This window comes from Variovorax sp. CF313, assembly GCF_000282635.1.
Taxonomy (GTDB): domain Bacteria; phylum Pseudomonadota; class Gammaproteobacteria; order Burkholderiales; family Burkholderiaceae_C; genus Variovorax.
In genome coordinates, this window is record NZ_AKIW01000114.1 from 14,272 (window position 1) to 37,316 (window position 23,045).

The 23,045-nt window shown below is 68.8% G+C and carries 23 protein-coding genes and 1 pseudogene; 10 read left to right on the forward strand and 14 right to left on the reverse strand.

Translation table 11 applies throughout. The features are described 5' to 3' along the window. Positions 1 to 19 precede the first annotated feature (19 nt). Together PMI12_RS24945 and aqpZ are read left to right on the forward strand one after the other, a co-directional pair. Entirely contained in the window at positions 20 to 1,033 is a 1,014-nt protein-coding gene (locus PMI12_RS24945; protein ID WP_007838062.1) for a zinc-dependent alcohol dehydrogenase family protein, read from the forward strand. 184 nt (positions 1,034 to 1,217) lie between these two features. Beyond that, positions 1,218 to 1,925, forward strand: a complete 708-nt coding sequence (gene aqpZ / locus PMI12_RS24950; RefSeq protein ID WP_042674266.1) for an aquaporin Z — start codon at positions 1,218 to 1,220, stop codon at positions 1,923 to 1,925. A gap of 32 nt (positions 1,926 to 1,957) precedes the next feature. On the opposite strand, the gene PMI12_RS24955 is transcribed toward aqpZ, so the two are convergent. The 5 genes from PMI12_RS24955 to PMI12_RS24975 all read right to left on the reverse strand — a co-directional run bounded on the left by PMI12_RS24955 (position 1,958) and on the right by PMI12_RS24975 (position 6,516). After that, on the reverse strand, positions 1,958 to 2,296 hold the full coding sequence (locus PMI12_RS24955) for a hypothetical protein (protein WP_007838066.1): 339 nt from the start codon (positions 2,294 to 2,296) through the stop codon (positions 1,958 to 1,960). A gap of 142 nt (positions 2,297 to 2,438) precedes the next feature. Next, entirely contained in the window at positions 2,439 to 3,818 is a 1,380-nt protein-coding gene (locus PMI12_RS24960; RefSeq protein ID WP_007838069.1) for a sensor histidine kinase, read from the reverse strand. Positions 3,819 to 3,846: 28 nt separating this feature from the next. Then, the gene (locus tag PMI12_RS24965; protein WP_007838070.1) at positions 3,847 to 4,503 is read right to left on the reverse strand and encodes a response regulator; all 657 of its coding nucleotides are present in this window, start codon (positions 4,501 to 4,503) and stop codon (positions 3,847 to 3,849) included. 85 nt (positions 4,504 to 4,588) lie between these two features. Further along, positions 4,589 to 5,716: a winged helix DNA-binding domain-containing protein gene (locus tag PMI12_RS24970; RefSeq protein WP_042674269.1), complete on the reverse strand. Its 1,128-nt coding sequence runs from the start codon at positions 5,714 to 5,716 to the stop codon at positions 4,589 to 4,591. Beyond that, on the reverse strand, positions 5,683 to 6,516 hold the full coding sequence (locus PMI12_RS24975; RefSeq protein ID WP_007838072.1) for a pseudouridine synthase: 834 nt from the start codon (positions 6,514 to 6,516) through the stop codon (positions 5,683 to 5,685). Before PMI12_RS24975 ends, PMI12_RS24970 begins: the two co-directional genes overlap by 34 nt. A gap of 83 nt (positions 6,517 to 6,599) precedes the next feature. Between PMI12_RS24975 and PMI12_RS24980 the strand changes: the two genes are divergently transcribed. The 6 genes from PMI12_RS24980 (at position 6,600) to PMI12_RS25005 (ending at position 12,715) form a co-directional block, all read left to right on the forward strand. Further along, positions 6,600 to 7,670 (forward strand): bifunctional nicotinamide-nucleotide adenylyltransferase/Nudix hydroxylase, encoded by a 1,071-nt coding sequence (locus tag PMI12_RS24980; RefSeq protein WP_042674272.1) that lies wholly within the window; start codon positions 6,600 to 6,602, stop codon positions 7,668 to 7,670. 67 nt (positions 7,671 to 7,737) lie between these two features. Next, positions 7,738 to 9,183: a nicotinate phosphoribosyltransferase gene (locus tag PMI12_RS24985; protein WP_007838077.1), complete on the forward strand. Its 1,446-nt coding sequence runs from the start codon at positions 7,738 to 7,740 to the stop codon at positions 9,181 to 9,183. 90 nt (positions 9,184 to 9,273) lie between these two features. Beyond that, the gene (locus PMI12_RS24990; RefSeq protein ID WP_007838080.1) at positions 9,274 to 10,428 is read left to right on the forward strand and encodes an MGDG synthase family glycosyltransferase; all 1,155 of its coding nucleotides are present in this window, start codon (positions 9,274 to 9,276) and stop codon (positions 10,426 to 10,428) included. Continuing rightward, the gene (locus PMI12_RS24995; RefSeq protein ID WP_007838081.1) at positions 10,425 to 10,928 is read left to right on the forward strand and encodes a hypothetical protein; all 504 of its coding nucleotides are present in this window, start codon (positions 10,425 to 10,427) and stop codon (positions 10,926 to 10,928) included. Before PMI12_RS24990 ends, PMI12_RS24995 begins: the two co-directional genes overlap by 4 nt. Continuing rightward, on the forward strand, positions 10,925 to 11,497 hold the full coding sequence (locus PMI12_RS25000; RefSeq protein WP_007838084.1) for a dual specificity protein phosphatase family protein: 573 nt from the start codon (positions 10,925 to 10,927) through the stop codon (positions 11,495 to 11,497). The genes PMI12_RS24995 and PMI12_RS25000 overlap by 4 nt, the downstream gene beginning before the upstream one ends. 87 nt (positions 11,498 to 11,584) lie before the next feature. Then, on the forward strand, positions 11,585 to 12,715 hold the full coding sequence (locus tag PMI12_RS25005) for a zinc-binding dehydrogenase (RefSeq protein ID WP_007838086.1): 1,131 nt from the start codon (positions 11,585 to 11,587) through the stop codon (positions 12,713 to 12,715). Positions 12,716 to 12,746: 31 nt separating this feature from the next. On the opposite strand, the gene kdpE is transcribed toward PMI12_RS25005, so the two are convergent. The 9 genes from kdpE to PMI12_RS29590 are packed head-to-tail and all read right to left on the reverse strand — an operon-like array spanning position 12,747 to position 21,526. Beyond that, entirely contained in the window at positions 12,747 to 13,445 is a 699-nt protein-coding gene (gene kdpE, locus PMI12_RS25010) for a two-component system response regulator KdpE (protein ID WP_007838088.1), read from the reverse strand. A 4-nt stretch (positions 13,446 to 13,449) separates the two neighbouring features. Continuing rightward, complete coding sequence (locus PMI12_RS25015) at positions 13,450 to 16,206, reverse strand: DUF4118 domain-containing protein (RefSeq protein WP_007838090.1); 2,757 nt, start codon at positions 16,204 to 16,206, stop codon at positions 13,450 to 13,452. Positions 16,207 to 16,218: 12 nt separating this feature from the next. Beyond that, entirely contained in the window at positions 16,219 to 16,350 is a 132-nt protein-coding gene (locus tag PMI12_RS29585) for a hypothetical protein (RefSeq protein ID WP_007838092.1), read from the reverse strand. Beyond that, positions 16,340 to 16,717: a hypothetical protein gene (locus PMI12_RS25020; RefSeq protein WP_007838094.1), complete on the reverse strand. Its 378-nt coding sequence runs from the start codon at positions 16,715 to 16,717 to the stop codon at positions 16,340 to 16,342. The genes PMI12_RS29585 and PMI12_RS25020 overlap by 11 nt, the downstream gene beginning before the upstream one ends. A 16-nt stretch (positions 16,718 to 16,733) precedes the next feature. Further along, positions 16,734 to 17,372 carry a potassium-transporting ATPase subunit KdpC gene (kdpC, locus tag PMI12_RS25025; RefSeq protein WP_007838095.1) on the reverse strand — a complete coding sequence of 213 codons (639 nt, stop codon included), beginning with the start codon at positions 17,370 to 17,372 and terminating at the stop codon, positions 16,734 to 16,736. 13 nt (positions 17,373 to 17,385) lie between these two features. Continuing rightward, complete coding sequence (kdpB, locus tag PMI12_RS25030; RefSeq protein ID WP_007838096.1) at positions 17,386 to 19,485, reverse strand: potassium-transporting ATPase subunit KdpB; 2,100 nt, start codon at positions 19,483 to 19,485, stop codon at positions 17,386 to 17,388. 10 nt (positions 19,486 to 19,495) lie between these two features. Further along, a complete protein-coding gene (gene kdpA, locus PMI12_RS25035) occupies positions 19,496 to 21,295 on the reverse strand; it encodes a potassium-transporting ATPase subunit KdpA (protein ID WP_007838097.1) in 1,800 nt (599 codons plus the stop codon). A 1-nt stretch (position 21,296) separates the two neighbouring features. After that, the gene (gene kdpF, locus PMI12_RS25040; protein WP_019657711.1) at positions 21,297 to 21,395 is read right to left on the reverse strand and encodes a K(+)-transporting ATPase subunit F; all 99 of its coding nucleotides are present in this window, start codon (positions 21,393 to 21,395) and stop codon (positions 21,297 to 21,299) included. Further along, positions 21,392 to 21,526, reverse strand: coding sequence for a hypothetical protein (locus PMI12_RS29590; protein ID WP_007838099.1), 135 nt, complete (start codon positions 21,524 to 21,526; stop codon positions 21,392 to 21,394). The genes kdpF and PMI12_RS29590 overlap by 4 nt, the downstream gene beginning before the upstream one ends. Positions 21,527 to 21,768: 242 nt before the next feature. Here PMI12_RS29590 and PMI12_RS25045 point away from each other — a divergent pair, with 242 nt between their 5' ends. Together PMI12_RS25045 and PMI12_RS25050 are read left to right on the forward strand one after the other, a co-directional pair. Then, positions 21,769 to 22,434 carry a helix-turn-helix transcriptional regulator gene (locus tag PMI12_RS25045; protein ID WP_007838100.1) on the forward strand — a complete coding sequence of 222 codons (666 nt, stop codon included), beginning with the start codon at positions 21,769 to 21,771 and terminating at the stop codon, positions 22,432 to 22,434. Between the two features lie 31 nt (positions 22,435 to 22,465). Next, positions 22,466 to 23,045 (forward strand): annotated as a pseudogene (locus PMI12_RS25050) (superoxide dismutase); the annotation flags it as partial.

Consider the following 23,045-nt stretch of genomic DNA (forward strand, 5'->3'; position numbering starts at 1 on the left):
TCATTCGTGGAGCCTTTCAATGCAAGAACCCGACACCCTGCGCCGCTGGCAACTGCCCCGGCTGGGCCGCACCCACCTCGCACAAGCCGAAGCGCCGATGCCCACGCCGGGCGCGGGCCAGATCCTGGTGAAGGTCGGTGCGGTTGCACTCAACTACCGCGACCTGCTGATGATTCGCGACGGCATGGGCATGTCGCTCGACCTTCCCTTCACGCCCGGCTCGGACATGGCCGGCACCGTGGTGGCCGCCGGCCGCGGCGTGACCCGCTTCGCCGTGGGCGACCGCGTGGTCAACACCTTCTGGGGCGGCTGGATCGACAGCCACTGGCACGCCGACACCACGCTGTTGGGCGGCCCGGGCCCGGGCATGCTGGCGTCGCATGTGCTGATCGACGCGGCCTGGGCCGTGGCCGCACCCACCACGCTGAGCCTGACCGAAGCGAGCACGCTGCCGTGCGCGGGCCTCACAGCGTGGTTCGCACTGGCCGAGACCGGTGGGCTGCGCGCCGGCGAGACCGTGTTGATCCACGGCACCGGCGGTGTCGCGCTGTTCGGACTGCAGCTCGCGCGGCTGCATGGCGCGCAAGCCATCGTGGTCACGGGCAGCGAGGACAAGCGCGCACAGGCGCTCGCACTCGGCGCCACGCACGTGCTGGCGCGCGACGATGGCGACTGGCCCGCCGAAGTGCGCCGGCTCACCCGCGGGCGCGGCGCAGATCACGTGCTCGAACTCGCGAGCGGCCCCAACCTCGACCGCTCGCTGCAGGCCGTGAAGCAGGGCGGGCGCGTGTCGATCATCGGCATGCTCGGCGGCGAGACGCTGGGCGCTTCCTTCTACGCAATGGTGCTGGGCCGCGTGACGGTGCAGGGCATCGGCGTGGGCCACCGGCGCGCGCTGGAGGACCTGGTGCGCGCCGTCGACGCGAATGCACTCAAGCCGGTGATCGCTGCGCGGTACGGATTCGACGCTCTGCCCGCTGCGCTCGATCACCTCGAACGCGGAGCGTTCGGAAAGGTCGTCGTAACGCTCTGAACGCCTTGAAGACAAGGCCTTTCGAAAACGCAACGCGATCGCGCAATTGCACAAAAACCGAGCCATCCGTGAATAGGTCGCACTAGTGCAAAAGACGTGCTCGACGCCCCCTCCGGCCGTTCCTAGAATCCGCCCGCGCCTGGGCTCGTGCCCTGCGCGTTTTCGCAACTTAAGAATGGAATTTATGGAACACAGTACCTACAAAAAATGGTCCGCGGAGTTCATTGGTACTTTCTGGCTCACGCTTGGAGGCTGCGGAAGCGCAGTTCTGGCCGCGGCCTTCCCGGGTGTCGGCATCGGCCTGCTCGGAGTCTCTCTTGCCTTCGGCCTCACGGTGGTGACAGGGGCCTATGCACTGGGCCCGATCTCGGGGGGGCACTTCAACCCGGCGGTGTCGATCGGCCTCGCGGCTGCGGGCCGCTTCAAGGCCTCGCAGCTCGCGGGCTACATCGTGGCGCAGGTGCTCGGCGCCATCGCGGCGGCCGGCGTGCTCTATCTCATCGCCACGGGCAAGCCGGGCGCGGACATCGGCGGCTTCGCCACCAACGGTTTTGGCGAACACTCGCCAGGCAAGTACGGCATGACGGCCGCGCTGCTGTGCGAAGTGGTGATGACGGCCGTGTTCCTGATCGTGATCCTCGGGTCCACCGCCCGGCGCGCGGCCGGCGGCTTCGCGGGCCTGGCCATCGGCCTGTGCCTCACACTGATCCACCTGATCTCGATCCCGGTGACCAACACCTCGGTCAATCCGGCACGCAGCACCGGGCCGGCCCTGTTCGGTCCGTCCTATGCCGTGTCGGAACTGTGGCTGTTCTGGGCGGCACCCATCGCGGGCGCCATCATCGGCGCAGTGATCTACCGCGCACTGCTCAGCAGCGGCAACGACGACTGATCGTCGTCAGTGGCGGCGGTGCAGCTTCTACTTCAGCTGCCGCTGCCCGACTTCACCATCGGCAGCGAGGTCGACTGCCCGATCGGCTCGGTGCCGGTCGCATGCGACGCCGCATAGGCGCCGGCCTGGACGTCGGCCACCGGCAGCGTCGAGTTCATGGCGGGTGCGCTGGTCGACTGGCCGACGGCTTCGGTGCCGCTCGGACGGGCCGCGGCCATCGCGCCGGACTGGACTTCGGGATTCTCTGGCGAATTCATTTGCAGCGGATGGAAGTCCGAGCCATCGGTGGTCTCGGCCGATGCGGTGACGGCGCCCATCGCGGCCAGCGCAGCGAAGGAACCGACGGCGAGTAGCTTGAAAGAAATGCGCATGACTTGCTCTCCTGAGGACAGGTTGTCTCCGGTCACCCGGCACGCGCGAACTGCGCGTGGCAGGACCTGAACGCACTCTAGGCAGCCAGACTGAGGCGAAGGTGAGCGATGTGTTAGCGGCGCGTGAGCGATGCGCTGCCCGCTACGCCGCCGCCGAGGGCAGATGCACGCGCGCCATCAGCCCTGGCCCATCGGCGCGATTGCACAGCTCGATGCGCAGGCCGTGCCGCTCGGCCGCCGTGCGCGCGATCGCGAGCCCCAGCCCGCTGCCGCCTGCCACGGCGCCCGGCACGCGGAAGAAACGGTCGAACACGCGGCCGATCGCGGCCGGCGGAATGCCCGGGCCGTTGTCCAGCACGTCGACCACCGCGTGGCCTTCGGCCTCGTGCAGCTTCACGTCGACCACGCCGCCTTCGGGCGCATAGCGCAGCGCGTTGTCGATGAGGTTGTCGAACACGCTGCGCAGCTCGGCCGCGGGCGCGAACACCACCGCGGCGATGCTGCCCTCGAAGCCGATGTCCACGCGCCGCGCATCGGCCAGCACCATCAGCTGGCTCACGCTTTCGCGCAGCAGCACCTCGACGTCGACGCGCTCGCGCGCATCGCCGCCCTGCGGCGCGTCCTGCCGCGAGAGGTGCAGCAGCTGCTCGATCAGGTGCTGCGCGCGCGTGACGCCGGCTTCGAGCTGGTTGAAGCGCTCGGTGGCCTCGCCGGCCGGCACGTGCGCGCGCAGGTTCTCGATCTGCAGGCCGATGGCGGCCATCGGCGTGCGCAGCTCGTGGGCCGCGTCCTGCACGAAGCGCCGCTGCGTGGCGAAGGCGCTGCGCACGCGCGACAGCAGGTTGTTGAAGGCGCCCACCAGCGGCGCGATCTCGTCAGGCACGCGCGCCAGCGAGAGCTCGGTGGGACTGCGTTCATCCTGCGAGGCCACGTCGCGCGCCACTGCGCGCAGCGAGCGCGAGGCGGCCGACACGATGATCCACAGAATCAGCAGCGCCAGCGGCAGCAGCAGCGTGATCGGCAGGCCTTCGAGCAGCGCGCGGCGCAGGGCGCGGCGGCGGCGGTAGTCCTCGTTCTGCAGCACCTGCACGCGCGGCTGGTCGGCGCGCGTGCCGGGCGGCGCGGTGAACACGCGCCAGGCGGAACCCGCGTGCGTACCGGTGTTCACGTCGCCGAAGCCGGGCTGGGCCTGCAAGGGCACCGCGAGCACGGGCCATGAGGTGGCGCGCAGCGTGTGGCCGTCAGCGCTCCAGATCTGCACGATGAAAGCGCCGCGCGAGAAGGCCGCCTCGCCGTTCATCGGGCGCGGCAGCTTCGCCGGATCGCTGCCCGCGTACGACTCGGCCACGAGGCGCATCTGTTCGTCCAGCGCGTTGTGCACGAGGTTGCCGTAGGCCACGAACGAGAACCACGCCGTGAGCATCGCCGCACCCAGGTGCAGCGTGACGAGCCACAGCAGCAGCTGCGTGCGCAGCGAACGCGGCCGCCACCAGCGGCCGGTGCCGCGCGAAGCTCCGTTCATTGGCAGGGCAGCCTGGGGGCGAGCATCATCATGCCGCGACGCGCCAGCCGAGCCCGCGTACGTTGCGGATCGATTCGGCGCCGAGCTTGCGGCGCATGCCGTGGATGAGCACGTCGATCGCGTTGCTCGTGACTTCCTCGCCCCAGCCGTAGATGCGGTTCTCGAGCTGCTCGCGCGAAAGGATGGCGCCGGGCCGCTCCAGCAGCGCGTGCAGCAGGGCGAACTCGCGCGCGGTGAGTGCCTCGCGCGCACCGTTGGCCACCACTTCGCGCGTGGTGAGGTCGAGCTGCAATGCACCGCTGCCGACCAGCGAATGCGCCGCGCCGTCGCGGCGCCGCACCACGGCGCGCATGCGCGCGAGCAGCTCGCGGAACTCGAAGGGCTTGAGCAGGTAGTCGTCGGCGCCGAGGTCGAGGCTGTGGATGCGGTCATCGAGGCCGTCGCGCGCCGTGAGCACCAGCACCGGGGTGGCGTCGCCGCGTTCGCGCGCGCGGCGCAGCACTTCGGTGCCGTCGTGCTTCGGCAGCCCGAGGTCGAGCAGCACGCAGGTGTAGCCGCCGTCGCCGAGCGCGCTCTGCGCCAGTTCGCCGTCGCGCACCCAGTCCGCGGACCAGCCCGCGCCCTCGAGCGCCTGCTTCAGGCTGCGCCCGATCATTTCATCGTCTTCCACCAACAGCACGCGCATCGCGGCAACTCCTTCGGCCGCAAGGTAGCACGCGACCGGGATGATCGGAAGAGCCTGCGCCGCGGCGCAGCGTAGTGGCGCAGAGTTACGTGGGACTTAAGGGCCCGCGCACGGCATGGCGTTCGCCCTCGCCGTCGGAGGTGAAGGCCAGCAGCTCCAGGGCCTCTTCCTCCACACCGAGACGGTCGGCCTTGGACCAGCGCGTGAACGGCTCCAGCACCACGGTCGCGGTGTTCTTCGCGCGCTCGATCTTCCAGACACCCGCCACGAACCCATCGAGCAGCACCGTGCCGCGCACGATGCCGTTGACGGTGAACACGCGGGCCCGGTGCACTTCGCTCAGCACGCGGCTGCGGTCGGCGTGCGCAAGCAGCAGGCTGTCCCACTCGGCCACGAGGCGCGGCGGCGCGGGCGTGTCGGGGTCGGGGCGCGGCGCGCGGGGCAGGTCGAACAGCTCCTGCCCGCCTTCGCCGACGAACACGCGCAGCTGCGGCCGCAGGCGCTCGGCCACCGCCTTCCAGCCCGTGAGGCCCGACCATGCGCCAGCATCGGCCAGCGTGGCGGGACCAAAGGCGCCGAGGTAGCGCAGCAGCAGATCGTCCTGCGTGGCCCGGGGTGCCTCGACGCTGCCCAGCCAGTCGCCCAGGGGCTGCAGCAATGCACTCTGGTGCGAGTTCCAGCTGCCGGCCGGCGGCAGGTGCACCAGCGGCAGGTTGTTGCGGATCAGCGCGGCGAGCGAGGCGGTCTCGCGGCCCTTCCATCGCATGCCGAGGGCCTGGCCGAGTTCGGCGCTGGTGTGCGGTTTCTCGCCGAGCAGCGCGCGCCCCGCCGCCACCACCGCCTCGCGGTCGAGGCCTTCGAGCGCGCGCTTGTGGTTGCCAAGCAGGCCGCGCTGATGCACCGGCTCCAGCAGCGGACGCCATGCCAGCGCATCGTGCGCGGTCATCAGGTGCAGGGTGGAGCGCATCGTCGACATGCGCACGATGCGGCGCCTGCGCATTGCCTCGGTCAGCTGCTCGCGCTCGAAGCCTTCGAGCCGGCTCCAGAGGCCGATGTAGGGCGGGTTGGGTGCCTGTGCCTGCAGCCCGGCAAGCCGTTCGACGGCCTGCACCGCCGTGAGCTTGCGCCGCGCCAGCAGCATCTGCCGTGCCAGCGTGGCGCGGTTCAGCGCCCGCAGGCTCAGAACTTCTCGTGCGGTCCGAGGTAGCGCCATTGCCCCAGCGGCAGGTTGCCAAGCATCACCTTGCCGATGCGCACGCGCTTCAGCCCCACCACCTTCAGGCCGACCAGCTCGCACATGCGGCGGATCTGCCGCTTCTTGCCTTCGGTGAGCACGAAGCGCAGCTGCTCGGGGTTCTGCCATTCGACCCGCGCCGGCTTCAGCGCCTGGCCGTCGAGGCTCAGACCGTGGCGCAGCTTCGCCAGCATGGCCGGTGGAAAGACCGCCTGCACGTTGGTGGTGACGGGATCGTCGTCGTCCATGCGCACCAGCTGGCCCGTGGGCGCGGGCTGACCCAGGCCGTGGTAGGCCACGCGCACGAGGTATTCCTTCTCCATCACCGAGTCTTCGCCGATCAGCTGGCGCGCGATGCGGCCGTCCTGCGTCATGACCAGCAGGCCGATGGAGTCGATGTCGAGCCGCCCGCACGGCGCGAGGCCGCGCAGCTGCTGCGGGCTGAAGAAGAAACGCGCGTTGTCGTCGGCCCAGCGGTTCTGCGGCGTGAACAGCGTGACCGCGGGCTCGTGGCCGTCTTCGGCCTGCCCGCTCACGTAGCCGATGGGCTTGTTGATGAGGATGGTGACCTGGTTGGCCTGCTGGCCCCTGGCCGCCTTGTCGATCTCGATGCGGTCGGACGGCACGACCTTCACGCCCATCTCGGCCGGCTTGCCGTTGACCTTCACCCAGCCGTTGGCGATCCATTCGTCGGCCTCGCGGCGCGAGCACATTTTCAGTTCGGCCATGCGCTTGTTGAGGCGCACGGCACCAGTGGGGGAAGTGGAGGGCTCGGTCATCGGAAGGCTTGATCAATGTGCGGCACCGATGCTATCCTGAACGCAAGCGCGAGTTGATCGCGCCCTTTTTGGGGGATTCCCAAGTGAGCACACGCAAGTTTCAATACGCCATCGTTATCGGGCGTTTCCAGCCCGTCCATTTCGGACATCAACGACTCATCGAAGAAGGCCTTCGCGCCGCCGATCGGGTCATCGTGGTGGTCGGCTCCGACCGCAAGCCACGCAGCGTCAAGAACCCCTTCACCTTCGACGAGCGCGAACGCATGGTGCGCGCCTGCCTGCGCGGCACCGAGCAGATGCGCGTGAGCGTGGTGGGCGTGGGCGATTCGCCCTACAACGACCAGATCTGGATCGCGTCGATCCAGTCGGCGGTCGAGCGGCTCATCACGCAGGACGGCCACGTGCCGGCCAAGGCCAGGGTTGCACTGGTGGGCCACCTGAAGGACGCATCGAGCTACTACCTGAAGCTCTTCCCGCACTGGGAATTCGCCGGCCAGAACAGCGTGGAGAGCCTCAACGCCACCGACGTGCGCAGCCTCTACTTCGACCCCGAGAACCGCGGCCAGCTGGCACGCGCCGACCTGCCCGACGGCACCGCGGCCTTCCTCGAGCAGTTCTCGAACACCGCCGACTACGCCGAGCTTTGCGAAGAGCGCGCGTTCCTCGCCGACTATCGCGACAAGTACCGCTATGCGGGCAGCAGCTTTCCGCCGATCTACACCACGGTCGACGCGATCGTGGTCGAGGCCGGCCACATTCTGCTCGTGCAGCGCAAGTTCCATCCCGGCAAGGGCACCTGGGCGCTGCCCGGCGGCTTCGTCGGCCAGCACGAGCGCCTGCAGGACGCGGCCATCCGCGAGCTGAAGGAAGAAACCCGGATCAAGGTGCCCGTGCCCGTGCTCAACGGCAGCATGAAGGCCAGCCACGTGTTCGACGCGCCCGACCGCTCGCAGCGCGGGCGCACCATCACGCATGGCTTCTTCTTCGAGCTGGCGCACAACCAGTGGACGGGCCTGTCGGAGGTGCGCGCCGACGACGATGCGGCCGAGGTGCGCTGGGTGCCCATCGCCGAGTTCCTCGACATGCAGGAGCGCATCTACGAAGACCACTTCTTCATCGCGAATCATTTTTTGGGTGGCCTGGGCAAGAACTGAACGGCCAGGCTTTGTCAGCAAGAACGGCCCCGGTTGACGGGCGCCACAGTGAAAGGAGCTTTCACACATGAACCGCAATCTCACCTCCACGCCCCTGGGCAACAACCTGCTGCTTCGCACCGACTCCTACAAGGTGTCGCACTGGATGCAGTACCCGCCCGGCACGCAGACGGTGTACAGCTACATCGAATCGCGCGGCGGCATCTTCAGCCACTCCCTCTTCTTCGGCCTGCAGGCCTACCTGCGCGAATACCTGCAGACGCCCGTGACGCTGGCCGACGTGGAGGAAGCCGCAGCACTCATGGCCGTGCACGGCGAGCCCTTCAACCGCGAAGGCTGGCTGCGCCTGATCGAGAAGCATGGCGGGCTGATGCCGGTGCGCATCCGCGCGGTGCCCGAGGGCAGCGTGCTGCCGGTGCACAACGTGCTCGCGACCATCGAGAACACCGACCCCGAGTTCTTCTGGGTCACGAGCTTTCTCGAGACCGAGTTGCTGCGCGCCATCTGGTATCCGACCACGGTGGCAACCCTCTCGGCCGCCGCGCGCACCACGCTGCTGCGGTACCTCGAAGCGACCTGCGACGACCCGCAAGGGCAGATCGCCTTCAGGCTGCACGATTTCGGCGCGCGCGGCGTGTCGAGCCTCGAATCGGCCGCGCTCGGCGGCATGGCCCACCTGGTGAACTTCATGGGCACCGACACGCTGGCCGCGCTGGTGGCCGCGCGCCGATACTACGACTGCGACGTGGCGGGCTTCTCGATTCCAGCCGCGGAACACAGCACCATCACGGGCTGGGGCCGGGAGCACGAAGCCGACGCGTACAGCAACATGGTCGACCAGTTCGGCAAGCCCGGCGCGACCTTCGCGGTGGTGAGCGACAGCTACGACATCTTCAACGCCTGCGCGCGCATCTGGGGCGGCGAGCTGAAGGCAAAGGTGGTGGCTTCGGGCGCGACGCTGGTGGTGCGGCCCGACTCGGGCGACCCGGCCGAGACCACGCTCAAGGTGGCGCAGATCCTGGCCGAGCGCTTCGGCACGACGACCAATGCCAAGGGCTTTCGCGTGCTGAACAACGTGCGCATCATCCAGGGCGATGGCGTGAACCTCGACTCGCTGCGGCTGTGCCTGTCGAACTTCTTCCACAACGGCTTCTCGACGGAGAACATCTCCTTCGGCATGGGCGGCGGGCTGTTGCAGCAGGTCAACCGCGACACGATGCAGTGGGCAATGAAGTCCTCGGCCATGCAGGTGAACGGCGAGTGGCGCGACGTGTACAAGTCGCCGGTGGGCGATGTGGGCAAGGCCTCGAAGAAGGGACGGCTCGCGCTGGTGAAGAACGTGCGCGGCGAGGTGCAGACATTGCGCGAAGAGGCACTCTCGGCGGGGCAGAGCGATCTGCTGCAGACGGTGTTCGAGAACGGTCGCATCGTCGAGAGCACTACGTTTGAGGCTGTTCGGGAGCGGGCGGCCATTGGGGTGAATCAGTTCATTACCTCTCGGGCGCCGCTCTGAGGCGCGGTCTTTCGGGGCGTGTGCACAGGCCCCAAAGACCGCAGCAAGTGCCACAAGGCATCGCCATAATCCGCGCAACTTCCGGATTTCATGACCAAACTCCTGATCCTCAGCGTGAGCGCCGGCAACGGCCACGTGCGTGCAGCACAGGCGCTTGCCGCCACCGCCCAGTCCCTCGCCCCGCCCTGCACAGCGGTCCACATCGACGCGATGGCCCACGTGGCCGGCGGTTTCCGCAAGGTCTACACCGACTGGTACATCCAGCTCGTGAACCGGGCACCCGAGCTGTGGTCGTACCTGCACCAGCGCACCGACACCACGCCGCACCACGCGCCCTCGCAACGCCTGCGCCGCGGCATCGAACGGCTGAGCACCGGCGCGCTCGTGAAGGAGATTCGCCGCGAGAAGCCCGATGCCGTGGTCTGCACGCACTTCCTGCCGGCCGAGCTGCTGATGCGCGAGCGCAACCGCGGCCGCATCGACTACCCGGTGTGGCTGCAGATCACCGACTACGACCTGCACAACATGTGGCTGGTGCCGGGCATGGCCGGCTACCTGGCCGCAACCGAAGAGGTGGCGTTCCGCCTGCGCGCGCGCGGCATTCCTGCAGACCGCATCCACGTCACCGGCATTCCGGTGATGCCGGCGTTTTCCGAACCCGATGTGCCGGCGCTCGCACGCCACACCTGCGTGGCGGAACTCGGCCTCGATCCTTCGCGGCCCGTGCTGCTGATGGCGTCTGGCGGCGCGGGGGTCGGCGACCTCGCGAGCATGGTCGAGCGCGTGCTCGGCCTCGGCGGTGAAGGCAACTTCCAGGTCATCGCCGTGGCGGGCCGCAACGTGGAAGCGCACGGCAAGCTCGAAGCCCTGGCCAGGCGCCACCCGGGCCGCGTGGTGGCCATCGGTTTCACCAACGAGATGCACAAGATGATGGCCGCGGCCGACCTCGTCGTGACCAAGCCCGGCGGCCTCACGGTGTCCGAGTGCCTGGCGCTCGGCAAGCCGATGCTGCTGATCTCGCCCATTCCGGGGCAGGAAGAACACAACGCCGGCTTCCTGATGGAGGAAGGCGCGGCCTGGCTCGCCTACGACGCCATCGGGCTCGACTACAAGGTGGCGCGCCTGATGGCCGACCCCGCCAAGCTCGCGCACATGGCCTCGCGCAGCCGGGCGCTGGGCAAACCGCAGGCCGCGCGCACGGTGCTGCAGCACGTGCTGGCTGCGCCGGCGGGAACGACGGCGTGAGCGGCGCCGCCGAAAAGACGGGCGTGGCCCGCACGCTCGGCTATCTCGCCTGGGTGGCTGTCATGGCCTTCTTCTTCGCCAACGCCGAGATCCAGATCGAAGGCGGCGCGGGCTGGGCCACCTCGCTGCCGACCTGGCGCATCGAGAACAGCATCTGGCTCGATCTCTTCTGGGGCGGCCGCGCGATGACGGGCTACCACGCCTGGGTGTTCACCTTCATGGCGCTGGTGTTCTTCTCGCCGCTGGCCTTCAACGGGCGCTGGACGTGGCGCGGCGTTGGGTTGGCGGTGGCGGGGCTCATCGTGTTCTGGGTGTGCGAAGACTTCCTGTGGTTCATCATCAACCCGGCCTTCGGCTGGGCGCGCTTCAATGCGGTGGATGCGTTCTGGCACAAGCACTGGGTGTGGGGCGCGCCGGTCGACTACTGGGGCGGGCTCGCGGTGGCGGCGCTGATCCTGGGGACGCGGCACTGGCGGCGCGAGAAGAAGAAAAAGCAATGACGAAGAAGCACAGGACAGCAGCAGCAACAGCGGAAGAAGGCATCGCCGACCCGCGCCCCGGCCACTGGGCCGACCCGCTGGACGAACTGCAGGTCGAGAACCTGCACCGCATCACGCCCACGCTCTACCGCAGCGCGCAGCCGCGGCGCGCCAACATGGCGGCGCTGCAGTCGCTGGGCATCCGCACCGTGGTGAGCCTGCGCTCCTTCAACGACGACAGGAAGGTGTTCGCGGGCACCGGCATCCGGCTGGTGCGCGTGCCGATCAACACCTGGTCCATCGACGACGCCAAGGTGCTGCGCGCGCTGGTGGCGATCCGCGAGGCCGGGAAGCATGGCCCGGTGCTCATCCACTGCATGCACGGCGCCGACCGCACCGGCGTGATCGCGGCGGTCTACCGCATGGCGGTGCAGGACTGGGACAAGGACAGCGCACGCAACGAAATGCTGCGCGGCGGCTACGGCTACCACACGCTGTGGCGCAACATTCCGCGCTATATCGAGCGGCTCGACCCGGTGAAGATGCGCCACGCGCTGGCCCATGCGCCGGTGGTTCCCGTGGTGTCCTGAAGGCGCCTGCAGCTTTCGCACCGCGCTCCTATACTGGCCGCCCCGTGGCCACAGGCCATCTGCGAACCGTCTGAAAAGGGGCCTCCCATGGCACTGCAAATCCGCTCCCTCATCCGCGCCAACGGCGAACTCGAACTCTCGCTGCACGACGACCCGATCCCCGAACCGCAGGCCCACGAAGTCGTGATCCGCGTCGAGGCGTCGCCGTTGAACCCGTCGGACCTCGGCCTGCTGTTCGGTGCGGCCGACATGAGCACCGCCAAGGCCTCGGGCACCGCCGAGCGCCCGGTCGTCACCGCCACGGTGCCCGAGCGCGCGCTTCCCGCCATGGCGGCGCGGCTCGACCAGTCGATGCCGGTCGGCAACGAAGGCGCGGGCGTGGTGGTCAAGGCCGGTTCGTCGCCGGCTGCGCAGGCGCTGCTCGGCAAGACCGTGGCGGCCATCGGCGGCGCGATGTATTCGCAGTACCGCTGCCTCGCCGCTGCCCAGTGCATGGAACTGCCCGAAGGCACCACACCGGCCGAAGGCGCGTCGTGCTTCGTCAACCCGCTCACCTCGCTGAGCATGGTCGAGACCATGCGCATGGAAGGCCACAAGGCGCTGGTGCACACGGCCGCCGCGTCGAACCTGGGCCAGATGCTCAACAAGATCTGCCAGAAGGACGGCATCGCGCTCGTCAACATCGTGCGCAAGCAGGAGCAGGAAGACCTGCTGCGCGGCCTGGGCGCGAAGTACGTGTGCAACGCGACCTCGCCCACCTTCCTCGAAGACCTGACGCAGGCATTGGTCGAGACCGGCGCCACGCTGGCCTTCGACGCCACCGGCGGCGGCAAGCTCGCCGGGCAGATCCTCGGCTGCATGGAAGCCGCGATCAACCGCACGGCCAAGGAATACAGCCGCTACGGTTCGACCACCCACAAGCAGGTGTACATCTACGGCGGCCTCGACCGCAGCCCGACCGAGTTCGTGCGCAACTTCGGCATGGCGTGGGGCATGGGCGGGTGGCTGCTGTTCCCGTTCCTCGGAAAACTCGGCGACGAAGGCACCAAGCGTTTGAAGGCGCGCGTCGTCGCGGAGCTGAAGACCACGTTCGCGAGCAAGTACACGCGTGAGGTTTCGCTGGTCGAGGCGCTGCAGCTCGATGCGATCGGGGTTTATGGGAAGCAGGCTACGGGGGAGAAGTTCTTGCTGAATCCGAACAAGGGTGTTGCTGTTTGAACGTTGCGCCCTGAACGCACGCACCCGAGAGCTAAACAACCAGCCGATACCCCACAGCCGTCTCGGTCAGCAGATGCCGAGGCTGCGCCGGATCGTCTTCGAGCTTCTGCCGCAGATGCCCCATGTAGATCCGCAGGTAGTGGCTCTGGCCGGTGTGCGACGGGCCCCACACCTCGCGCAATAGCTGGCGTTGCGTCAACACGCGGCCTGCATTGGCGACCAGCACCGACAGCAGGCGGTATTCGGTCGGCGTCAGGTGCACCTCGGTGCCCGCACGACGGACGAGGCGCGCGGCGCGGTCGAGCTCGATCTCGCCGAAGCGGAACAGCGCCTCGGGCACCTCGTCCGCGCTGCCGCCCACCGCACGCGGACGACGCAGGTTGGCGCGAACGCGCGCCAGCAGTTCACCTGTGCCGAAGGGCTTGGTGAGGTAGTCGTCGGCCCCCGCGTCGAGCGCGGCGATCTTGTCGGCCTCGTCGCTGCGCGCGGACAGCACGATGATCGGCACGGCCGACCAGCCGCGCACGTCGCGGATCAGCGAGACGCCGTCGCCGTCGGGCAGCCCCAGGTCGAGCACCAGCAGGTCGGGCTGGCGCGTGCCCGCTGCGGCGAGCCCGTCGCGCAAACTGCCGGCTTCATGCACCACCCAGCCCTCGGCCTCGAGCGCACCGCGCACGAAGCGGCGGATCTGCGGCTCGTCTTCGATCACGATGGCGGTGGGGGCTGGCATGGGGTCAGAGTTGGGCTTCGGCCGGCTCGGGTGGCTCGCGGCGCGGCAGGGTGACCGTGAATTCTGCACCGCCGTCGCGCGCGTTGCCGGCCGCGATTTCACCGCCGTGCGCACTCACCACCGCCTTGCAGATCGCCAGGCCCAGGCCCACGCCGGGTGTGGCCGATTCGGTCTCGCCGCGCGTGAACTTGTCGAACAGCTTCTGCTCGTGGCCCAGCAGCGCGGCGGGCAGGCCGGGCCCGTGATCGCGCACCGTGAGCACCAGCGTGCCCGGCTCGGCGCGCGCACCGACCACGACGGGCGGCGCGCCGTACTTGGCGGCGTTCTCCAGCAGGTTGACCAGCACGCGCTCGATCAGCACGGCGTCGAACTCGACCAGCGGCAACTCCGGGTCGAGCGCGGTCTGCACCACGGTGCTGCCCAGCGAAGTGCGCGCCGCGCGAATGGCAGAGCCCACCACTTCCTCCACCGACTGCCAGTCGCGCCGCAGGTTCACAGCGCCGCCGGCGATGCCGCTTTCGAGCCGCGCCATGTCGAGCAGGTTGCTCACCAGCGCATGCAGCTCGTGCGCCTGCGCGACGATGGCGCGCGCGGCCTCGGCGTGCTCTCCGGGTGGCAATGTCTGCAGCGACTCGGCCAGCGCGATCAGCGCGGTGAGCGGCGTGCGCACGTCGTGCGAGATGGCACCGAGCAGCGCATTGCGCAAGCGCTCCGACTCCATCTCGACCACGGCCTGCTGCGCCACTTCGACGTAGTGCACGCGCTCCAGCGCGATCGCGATCTGCCGCGCCAGCGTGTCGAGCTGCTGCGCCTGCTCGGGAATGAGCAGCCAGCGCGGCTGCGCGGGCGACAGCGCGAGCACGCCGCGCACACGCATCGGCGCCTGCAGCGGCACGTAGTGCCAGGGCTGCGCGGCCAGCGTGGCCGTGGCGAGTCCTGCCGGCTGGCCGTGGCGGAAGGCCCAATCGGCGACCTGCGGGTCGAAGCCCTGAGGCGGGTCGGAAGGCTGCACCAGCTGATCGGATGTATCGGTCACCAATACGAGCGCATCGCCACCGAAGTGGCCCCGCACGGCAGCGGCGCCGAGCGCGATCACCTGCGAGCTTTCGAGCGCGGCGGACAGTTCGCGCGTCAGCTCGAACAGCGAGCGCGCGCGCCGCTCGCGGCTGGTCGACACGCCGGCCGCGAAGCGCAGGCCCGCCATGAGCTGGCCCACCAGCAGGCCGACGCCGAGCATGACCGCGAAGGTCAGCACGTACTGCACGTCGCTCACCGCGAACGACAGGCGCGGCGGCACGAAGAAATAGTCGAAAGCCGCGACGTTGAGCAGGGCGGCCAGTGCCGAGGGCCCGCGCCCGAAACGCATCGCCACGCCCACCACGCCGAGCAGGAACAGCATGACGATGTTCGACAGCTCCAGCACGCCGACCAGCGGCGTGCACGCCAGCGTGAGCGCGATGCTGGTGGCCGCCGCCCATGCATAGCCGGGCCAGTAGATGGGCGCCTTCTCGTGGTCGTCGCTGTCGATGCTCGCGCCCTGCAGCGGCGCGCGCGACAGGCGGCGCGAGCTTTCGGCGGGCGCCACTTCCATGATGTCGAGCGCCGGCGCGCGCTGCGCCAATGCGCGCGCGAGTGGCACCGCCCTCGCGGACCACCAGCGCCGCCAGCCGGCCTCGGGCTGTGAGCGCCCGAGCACCAGCGTGGCGCAGTTGAGCCGCCGTGCCTGTTCGGCGAGCTGCTCGGCCACGTCGGAGCCGGTGAGCACGGCCGTGGCCGCGCCCAGTTCTTCCGCCAGCTTGAGCACCGCGAGGATGCGGTCGCGCTCCGCCGCGGCCAGCCGCTGCAGCCGGGGCGTCTCAACGTACACCGCGTGCCAGCGCACGTTGAGCTGTCCCGCGAGCCTCGCGGCCGTGCGCACGGTCTGCGCCGCGCCCTCGTGCGGGCCGACGCACGCGAGGATCGCCCCCGATGTGTTCCAGGCCTGCAGGCCGGGGCCCTTGCCGTTTGCGCCCACGCCGCCCGGGCCCGACTGCTCCACGCGCCAGCCGCGCACGTCGTCCTCCACGTGCTCGGCGGTGCGCCGCAGCGCGATCTCGCGCAGGGCGATCAGGTTGCCCTTGCGGAAGAAATTCTGCGCGGCGCGCTCCGCCTGCTGCGGCAGGTAGACCTTGCCGGCCGCGAGCCGCGCCGTGAGCTCGTCGGGCGTGACGTCGACCAGCACCACCTCGTCGGCCTCGTCGAGCACGGTGTCGGGCACGGTCTCGTGCACGCGCACGCCGGTGATGGCGCCGACCGTGCCGTTGAGGCTCTCGAGATGCTGCACATTGAGCGCCGACCACACCTCGATGCCGGCGGCCAGCAGCTCCTGCACGTCCTGCCAGCGCTTGGCGTGGCGCGAGCCGGGAGCGTTGGTGTGGGCCAGTTCGTCGACCAGCAGCACGGCGGGCTTGCGCGCGAGCGCGGCGTCGAGGTCGAACTCGGCGAGCGTGCGCCCGCGGTAGTCCAGTTCGCGCAGCGGCAGCGCCTCCAGCCCCGAGAGCAGCGCGGCGGTCTCGCTGCGGCCATGGGTCTCGACCACGCCGATCAGCACGTCGCGCCCGGTGGCACGCTCGCGCTGCGCGGCGCTGAGCATGGCCCATGTCTTGCCGACGCCCGCGCTGGCGCCGAAATAGATGCGCAGCTTGCCGCGCTGGGCGCGCGCCTCGTCGCTGCGCAGCTGCGCGAGCAGCGCGTCGGGATCGGGGCGGAGCACTTCGTTCATCGGCGGCACAGGTTAGCGCATCGGGCGATCCTTGCGGCGGCCTGCATGGCGCCGAGCGGTGCGCGACAGCACCCACCAGGCAAAGCCCAGCGGAACGAACAGCGCCGCCATGGCCAGCAGCGCCATCAACAGGTCAGTGACCATGGCGCAGGCCGCAGCGCGCGAGGTGTTCGCGCCAGCTCACGAGCCGGCCGATCTCGCCCGAAGGCACGCATTCGATCAGCCGGTGCAGCACGTCGGCATAACGCGCGAGCGGCAGGCGGATCATCAGGCGCACGCAGGGCGCGTCGCTTTCCTGCGAGCTGCAGGCATGCAGCAGCGGCTCGCAGCGCACCACGCCGGCCTCGGGGCAGCCGGCGATGCTGCGGCGCACGCGCAGCGCGTCGGCGCAGCAGACCGTGACGTCGAGCACGTAGAACGCGCTGCTTCCATTTCTGCCGTTGCCTTGCTTGTTCAGGGGAGCGTGCGTTCTCTGCACGCCGGGGTGTTCTCGATAGGCGGCATAGGCCATGGTTGGTTTTTTCTCCTCAACGCGGAACCGAAGGGCTGAAGGAACCCGAAGCGGCATCGAGCGCGATGTTCAACGCCAGCACATTGACGCGCGCCTCGCCCAGAAAGCCCAGCAGCGGCTTCTGCGTGTTCCTGTCGATCAGCGACTGGACCTCGGACAGCGGCATGCCGCGCACGCGCGCCACCCGCGCCGCCTGGTACTGAGCGGCGGCGAGGCTGATGTCGGGATCGAGCCCGCTGGCCGAGGCCGTGACCAGGTCGACGGGCACCGGCGCGATGTTGTCCGGATCGGCCGCGCGCAGCGCTTCCACGCGCGCCTTCACCGCATCGGCCAGCGCGGGGTTGAGCGGCCCCTGGTTGGAGCCGCCTGAAGCGCTCGCGTTGTAGGGCTGCGGCGCGGTGGCCGAGGGGCGGCTCCAGAAGTGCTTCGGATCGCTGAAGTTCTGGCCGATGAGCTTGGAGCCCACCACGGTGCCGTCGAGCACGATGAGGCTGCCGTCCGCCTGCGCGGGGAACGCCGTCTTCGCGACGCCGGTGACGGCCATCGGGTAGATCAGGCCGGTGAGCGCGCTCAGCAGCACGAAGAGCACGAGCGCGGGGCGGACGATGCCGCCCTCGCTGCCATTGCCGTTGCCATTGACGATGTTGTTGTTCATGACGGAATACTCCTCAGACGAGATGCACGGCGACAAGCAGCCAGTCGATCAGCTTGATGCCGATGAAGGGCACGAGCAGGCCGCCCAGGCCGTAGATGGCCAGGTTGCGGCGCAGCAGCGCGGCGGCGCCCACCGGCCGGTAGCGCACGCCCTTGAGCGCCAGCGGAATCAGGAACACGATCACCAGCGCGTTGAAGATCACCGCGCTCAGGATCGCCGACGACGGGCTCGCCAGCCGCATCACGTTGAGCGCGCCCAACTGCGGGTAGGTCGAGATGAAGATCGCCGGGATGATGGCGAAGTACTTCGCCACGTCGTTCGCGATCGAGAAGGTGGTGAGCGAGCCGCGCGTCATCAGCAGCGCCTTGCCGGTCTCCACCACTTCCAGCAGCTTGGTCGGGTTGGAGTCGAGGTCGACCATGTTGCCGGCCTCCTTCGCGGCCTGCGTGCCGCTGCCCATGGCCACGGCCACGTCGGCCTGCGCGAGCGCGGGGGCGTCGTTGGTGCCGTCGCCGGTCATGGCCACGAGGCGGCCTTCGGACTGGTACTGGCGGATGAGCGCGAGCTTGTCCTCGGGCGTGGCCTCGGCCAGGAAGTCGTCCACGCCGGCTTCGGCGGCGATGGCTGCTGCGGTGAGCTTGTTGTCGCCGGTGATCATCACCGTCTTGATGCCCATGCGGCGCAGCTCGGCGAAGCGCTCCTTGATGTCGGTCTTGACGATGTCCTTGAGCTCGACGATGCCGAGCACGCGGTTGCCCTCCGCCACCGCCAGCGGCGTGCTGCCGCGGCGCGCCGTTTCCTCGGCCGCGCGAAGCACCTCTGGCGCCGCCGTGCCGCCGATGGCCTCGACGTAGCGGCGCACCGCGTCGACCGCACCCTTGCGCAGCAGCACGAGGTCGGTGTCCAGGCTGTTCGGCGCGGCCGGCAGATCGGCGCCGCTCATGCGCGTCTGCGCGGTGAAGGCGACGAAGCGGGCACCTTCCACCGGCGTCGGCTCCAGGCCTTCGCGGCGCGCGAGCTCGACGATGCTGCGGCCCTCGGGCGTCTCGTCGGCCAGCGAGGCGATCATCGCGGCGCGCGCCAGGCGCGACTTGGTCACGCCAGGCGCGGGCAGGAATGCGCTGGCCTGGCGGTTGCCGTGCGTGATGGTGCCGGTCTTGTCGAGCAGCAGCACGTCGACGTCGCCAGCCGCTTCCACCGCGCGGCCCGAGGTGGCGATCACGTTGGCCTGCATCATGCGGCTCATGCCGGCCACGCCCACGGCCGACAGCAGCCCGCCGATGGTGGTCGGAATCAGGCACACCAGCAGCGCGACCAGCGCGGTGAGCGACACCACGGTGCCGGCGCCCGCGGCCTCCACGCTGAAGATGGAGAACGGCAACAGCGTGACCGTGACCATCAGGAACACGAGGGTGAGCGCGATCAGCAGGATAGTCAGCGCAATCTCGTTCGGCGTCTTCTGCCGCTTGGCAGCCTCGACCATGCCGATCATGCGGTCGAGGAACGACTCGCCCGGGTTGACCGAGATGCGCACCACCAGCCAGTCGGACAGCACGCGGGTGCCGCCGGTCACGGCCGAGAAGTCGCCGCCCGATTCGCGCACCACGGGTGCCGATTCGCCGGTGATGGCGCTTTCATCGACCGAGGCCACGCCTTCGATGACTTCGCCGTCGAGCGGAATCACGTCGCCGGTCTCGACCAGCACGACGTCGCCCTTGCGCAGGTTGGGCGCCTGTTCGGGAAGCCACTGCGCGCCGTGATGCGGCTCATGGAGCTTCTTGGCCCAGGTGTCCTTGCGCAGGCCGCGCAGCGAAGCCGCTTGCGCCTTGCTGCGGCCCTCGGCCAAGGCTTCCGCGAAGTTCGCGAACAGCACGGTGAACCACAGCCAGATGGTCACGGCCAGCACGAAGGCGGGCTTCATGCCGGTGTCACCGGGAAAGCTCAGCGCGTGCACCCAGAGCAGGCTGGTGAGGATGCTCCCGATGTAGACGATGAACATCACCGGGTTGCGCCACTGGGTGCGCGGATTCAGCTTGGCGAAGGCGCCCCACAGGGCGGGCTTGACCAGCGCTGCGTCGAACAGCGAAAGAGATGTTTTGGTGTGGACAGTCATGGTGCGCTCCTTATTTCCAGAGCACGAGGTGTTCGACGATCGGCCCGAGGGCCAATGCCGGCACGTAGTTGAGCAAGCCGACCAGCAGCACGGTGCCGATCAGCAAGGAGACGAACAGCGGGCCGTGCGTGGGCAGCGTGCCGCTGGTGACGGGCAGGCGCTTCTTGGCCGCGAGCGCGCCGGCCACGGCGAGCACCGGCACGATCATCGCGAAGCGGCCGAGCCACATGGCCAGCGCGAGCAGCCCGTTGTAGAACGGTGTGTTGGCCGACAGGCCCGCGAAGGCGCTGCCGTTGTTGTTGGCGGCCGAGGTCAGCGCGTACAGGATTTCGGAGAAACCATGCGCGCCGGGGTTCGCGATGCCGGCCTTGCCCGCGCCCGCGATCACCGCCACCGCCGTGCCGGCCAGCACCAGGATCGGCGTGACCAGGATGGCGATGGAGATCAGCTTCATCTCGCGCACCTCGATCTTCTTGCCGAGGTACTCGGGCGTGCGGCCGATCATCAGGCCGGCGATGAACACCGCGAGCATCGCGAAGACCAGCATGCCGTACAGGCCCGAGCCCACGCCGCCGAACACCACCTCGCCGAGCTGCATCAGTACCAGCGGCACCATGCCGCCCATCGGGGTGAGCGAGTCGTGCATGCCGTTGACCGCGCCGCAGGAAGCGGCCGTGGTGATGGCGGCGAAGAGCGAGGAGGCATCGATGCCGAAGCGCACCTCCTTGCCTTCCATGTTGCCGCCGGCCTGCAGCGCGCCGTGCATCTGGTCGACGCCCAGCGAAGTCAGCAGCGGGTTGCCGGCCTGCTCGGCGGGCGTGATGACCATCACGGCAACGACGAACATCACCGTCATCGCCGCGAGCACGGCCCAGCCCTGGCGCATGTCGCCCACCACGTGGCCGAAGGTGAAGCACAGCGCCGCCGGAATCAGGAAGATGGCGAGCATCTGCAGCAGGTTCACCAGCGCCGTCGGGTTCTCGTACGGATGCGCCGAATTGGCATTGAAGAAGCCGCCGCCGTTGGTGCCCAGCATCTTGATCGCCTCCTGCGAAGCGACCGGGCCCATGGCGAGCGTCTGCGTCTTGGTGGTGGCGTCTTCCATCACCGGCTGGCCCTTTTCATCCTTCAGGGGCTGGCCGTCGGCGCCGTTCTTCGGCTGCTGGAAGGCGGTGGTCTCCAGCGTGCTCGCTTCCTTGTAGCTGTCGAAGTTCTGGATCACGCCCTGGCCGACGAAGACCACGGCGAGCACGAAGGAGATCGGCACCAGCACCCACAGCGTGACGCGCGTGATGTCGGCCCAGAAGTTGCCCACCAGCCCCTTGCCGTCGCCCCGGCGCGCGAAGCCGCGCACCAGCGCGAAGGCCACCGCGATGCCGGTGGCGGCGGAGAAGAAGTTCTGCACCGTGAGCCCGAGCATCTGCGTGAGATAGCTCATGGTGGATTCACCGGCATAGCCCTGCCAGTTGGTGTTGGCCACGAAGCTCACCGCGGTGTTGAAGGCCGAGTCGGGCGACACGGCTGCCATGCCCGCGGGGTTGAGCGGCAGCCAGCCCTGCAGCCGCTGCAGGGCGTAGACGAAGATCGCGCCGATGGCATTGAAGGCCAGCAGCGCGAAGGCGTACCGCAGCCAGTGCATCGACTGCTCGGGCTTGGTGCCGGCGAGCTTGTAGAGCGGCGCCTCGACGCGCTGCATCCAGCGCGGCACGCGCTCGTTGCACAGTGCGGCAAGGAACTTGCCGACCGGCCACGCGAGCAGTCCCAGCAGGACCAGGAAAAGGGCCAGCAGGCCCCAGGCGGAAGAAGTCATTTCAGAATTCCTCCGCGCAGATCAGCGCGAACACCAGGTACGCGAAAAGAACCACGGCGATCAACGCGCCGAAGCCATAAAGAACTTCGAGGCTGATCACGATGCGGCTCCATCGGCGGCGCCCGGCGCCTTGTTCGATGGTTTCGGCGCATCGAGCCTGTTCAGCCCGATCACCATGGCCGCCACCACGGCCCACAGCGCCAGCAAGGCGCCCATCCAGACGATGTCCATTCATCAACTCCTGCAGCGAAATTCAAGACCTTCAGTCTCGGCAGCGGTGCGTAAAAACGGGGAACAGAGTCCGTGGGGCCGCATAAAGAAAACGTAAAAACGCGCCCCGTCCCCGATAGCCCCGCGGCCTGCCGAGGTCATTGCGCCGCCGTCCTCGACAGCGTTCGCGGCCTTGTTCAATAATCAAAGCGTTTGCTTGATAAATGGCAGATCGATCCTGCGCATCCCCCACGAAGCCGTCCATGCCCGCCCCCATCGACGCCAAGCCCGCCTGGTTGCCGCACCAGCCGGCCGACCGCATCCTGTCCACGCTCAAGACGCGCGGGGCGCTCGGCATTCCCGACATCGCCAAGGTGCTGAAGGTCACGGTGGAAGCGGTGCGCCAGCAGATGGTCAAGCTGGAGGCCGACGGCCTGGTCGATGCGCAAAGCCGCCCCGGCGGGCGCGGGCGGCCGACGCAGATCTGGCGGCTCACCGGCGAAGGCCACAAACGCTTTCCCGACACGCATGCCGAGATGACGGTGCAGATGATCAGTGCAGTGATCCGCGTGTTCGGAAACACCGGCATGGACCAGCTCATCGCCGCGCGCGAAGACACCATGCGCGCCAACTACGCCGAGGCCCTGCGCGGCGCGCGCAGCCTCCAGACGCGGCTGGAGCGGCTGGCCGACATTCGCAGCCGCGAAGGCTACATGGCCGAGTTCCGGCCCGAGGGCGACGGCTTCCTCTTCATCGAGAACCACTGCCCCATCTGCACCGCGGCACAGGCCTGCACAGGCTTTTGCCGCAGCGAACTGCAGCTTTTCGACGCGGTGCTGGGGCCCGACGTGAGCGTCAGCCGCGTCGAGCACGTGCTCGCGGGCGCGCGGCGCTGCGCCTACCAGGTCAGCCCCAGGCAGGGCACCTGATTTTTTTCATCACTACCAAAGGAAACCCACCATGGAACACATGCTCCCTCCCTTGCCGTACGCCCTCGACGCACTGGCGCCCGAGTATTCGAAGGAAACCCTCGAATACCACTACGGCAAGCACCACAACGCCTACGTGGTGAACCTCAACAACCTGCAGAAGGGCACCGAGTTCGAATCGATGACGCTCGAGGAGATCGTCAAGAAGTCCAGCGGCGGTATCTACAACAACGCCGCACAGATCTGGAACCACACCTTCTTCTGGAACTGCATGAAGCCCCAGGGCGGCGGCGCTCCGACCGGTGCCCTGGCCAAGGCCATCGACGCCAAGTGGGGCAGCTACGACGCGTTCAAGGAAGCCTTCGTGAAGTCGGCCGTGGGCAATTTCGGCTCGGGCTGGACGTGGCTGGTGAAGAAGGCCGACGGCTCGCTGGACATCGTGAACATGGGCGCCGCGGGCACGCCGCTGACCACCGGCGACACCCGGTGCTGACGGTGGACGTGTGGGAGCACGCCTACTACATCGACTACCGCAACCTGCGCCCGAAGTTCGTCGAGACCTTCCTGGCCAAGCTGGCGAACTGGGACTTCGCGGCGAAGAACTTCGGCTG

Excerpts from the sequence above, each read along its gene's own strand:
- PMI12_RS24945 (WP_007838062.1), top strand. The coding sequence starts at position 20 with ATGCAAGAACCCGACACCCTGCGCCGCTGGCAACTGCCCCGGCTGGGC.
- aqpZ (WP_042674266.1), top strand. The coding sequence starts at position 1,218 with ATGGAACACAGTACCTACAAAAAATGGTCCGCGGAGTTCATTGGTACT.
- PMI12_RS24955 (WP_007838066.1), bottom strand. The coding sequence starts at position 2,296 with ATGCGCATTTCTTTCAAGCTACTCGCCGTCGGTTCCTTCGCTGCGCTG.
- PMI12_RS24960 (WP_007838069.1), bottom strand. The coding sequence starts at position 3,818 with ATGAACGGAGCTTCGCGCGGCACCGGCCGCTGGTGGCGGCCGCGTTCG.
- PMI12_RS24965 (WP_007838070.1), bottom strand. The coding sequence starts at position 4,503 with ATGCGCGTGCTGTTGGTGGAAGACGATGAAATGATCGGGCGCAGCCTG.
- PMI12_RS24970 (WP_042674269.1), bottom strand. The coding sequence starts at position 5,716 with ATGGCGCTACCTCGGACCGCACGAGAAGTTCTGAGCCTGCGGGCGCTG.
- PMI12_RS24975 (WP_007838072.1), bottom strand. The coding sequence starts at position 6,516 with ATGACCGAGCCCTCCACTTCCCCCACTGGTGCCGTGCGCCTCAACAAG.
- PMI12_RS24985 (WP_007838077.1), top strand. The coding sequence starts at position 7,738 with ATGAACCGCAATCTCACCTCCACGCCCCTGGGCAACAACCTGCTGCTT.
- PMI12_RS24990 (WP_007838080.1), top strand. The coding sequence starts at position 9,274 with ATGACCAAACTCCTGATCCTCAGCGTGAGCGCCGGCAACGGCCACGTG.
- PMI12_RS25000 (WP_007838084.1), top strand. The coding sequence starts at position 10,925 with ATGACGAAGAAGCACAGGACAGCAGCAGCAACAGCGGAAGAAGGCATC.
- PMI12_RS25005 (WP_007838086.1), top strand. The coding sequence starts at position 11,585 with ATGGCACTGCAAATCCGCTCCCTCATCCGCGCCAACGGCGAACTCGAA.
- kdpE (WP_007838088.1), bottom strand. The coding sequence starts at position 13,445 with ATGCCAGCCCCCACCGCCATCGTGATCGAAGACGAGCCGCAGATCCGC.
- PMI12_RS25015 (WP_007838090.1), bottom strand. The coding sequence starts at position 16,206 with ATGAACGAAGTGCTCCGCCCCGATCCCGACGCGCTGCTCGCGCAGCTG.
- PMI12_RS29585 (WP_007838092.1), bottom strand. The coding sequence starts at position 16,350 with ATGGTCACTGACCTGTTGATGGCGCTGCTGGCCATGGCGGCGCTGTTC.
- PMI12_RS25020 (WP_007838094.1), bottom strand. The coding sequence starts at position 16,717 with ATGGCCTATGCCGCCTATCGAGAACACCCCGGCGTGCAGAGAACGCAC.
- kdpC (WP_007838095.1), bottom strand. The coding sequence starts at position 17,372 with ATGAACAACAACATCGTCAATGGCAACGGCAATGGCAGCGAGGGCGGC.
- kdpB (WP_007838096.1), bottom strand. The coding sequence starts at position 19,485 with ATGACTGTCCACACCAAAACATCTCTTTCGCTGTTCGACGCAGCGCTG.
- kdpA (WP_007838097.1), bottom strand. The coding sequence starts at position 21,295 with ATGACTTCTTCCGCCTGGGGCCTGCTGGCCCTTTTCCTGGTCCTGCTG.
- PMI12_RS29590 (WP_007838099.1), bottom strand. The coding sequence starts at position 21,526 with ATGGACATCGTCTGGATGGGCGCCTTGCTGGCGCTGTGGGCCGTGGTG.
- PMI12_RS25045 (WP_007838100.1), top strand. The coding sequence starts at position 21,769 with ATGCCCGCCCCCATCGACGCCAAGCCCGCCTGGTTGCCGCACCAGCCG.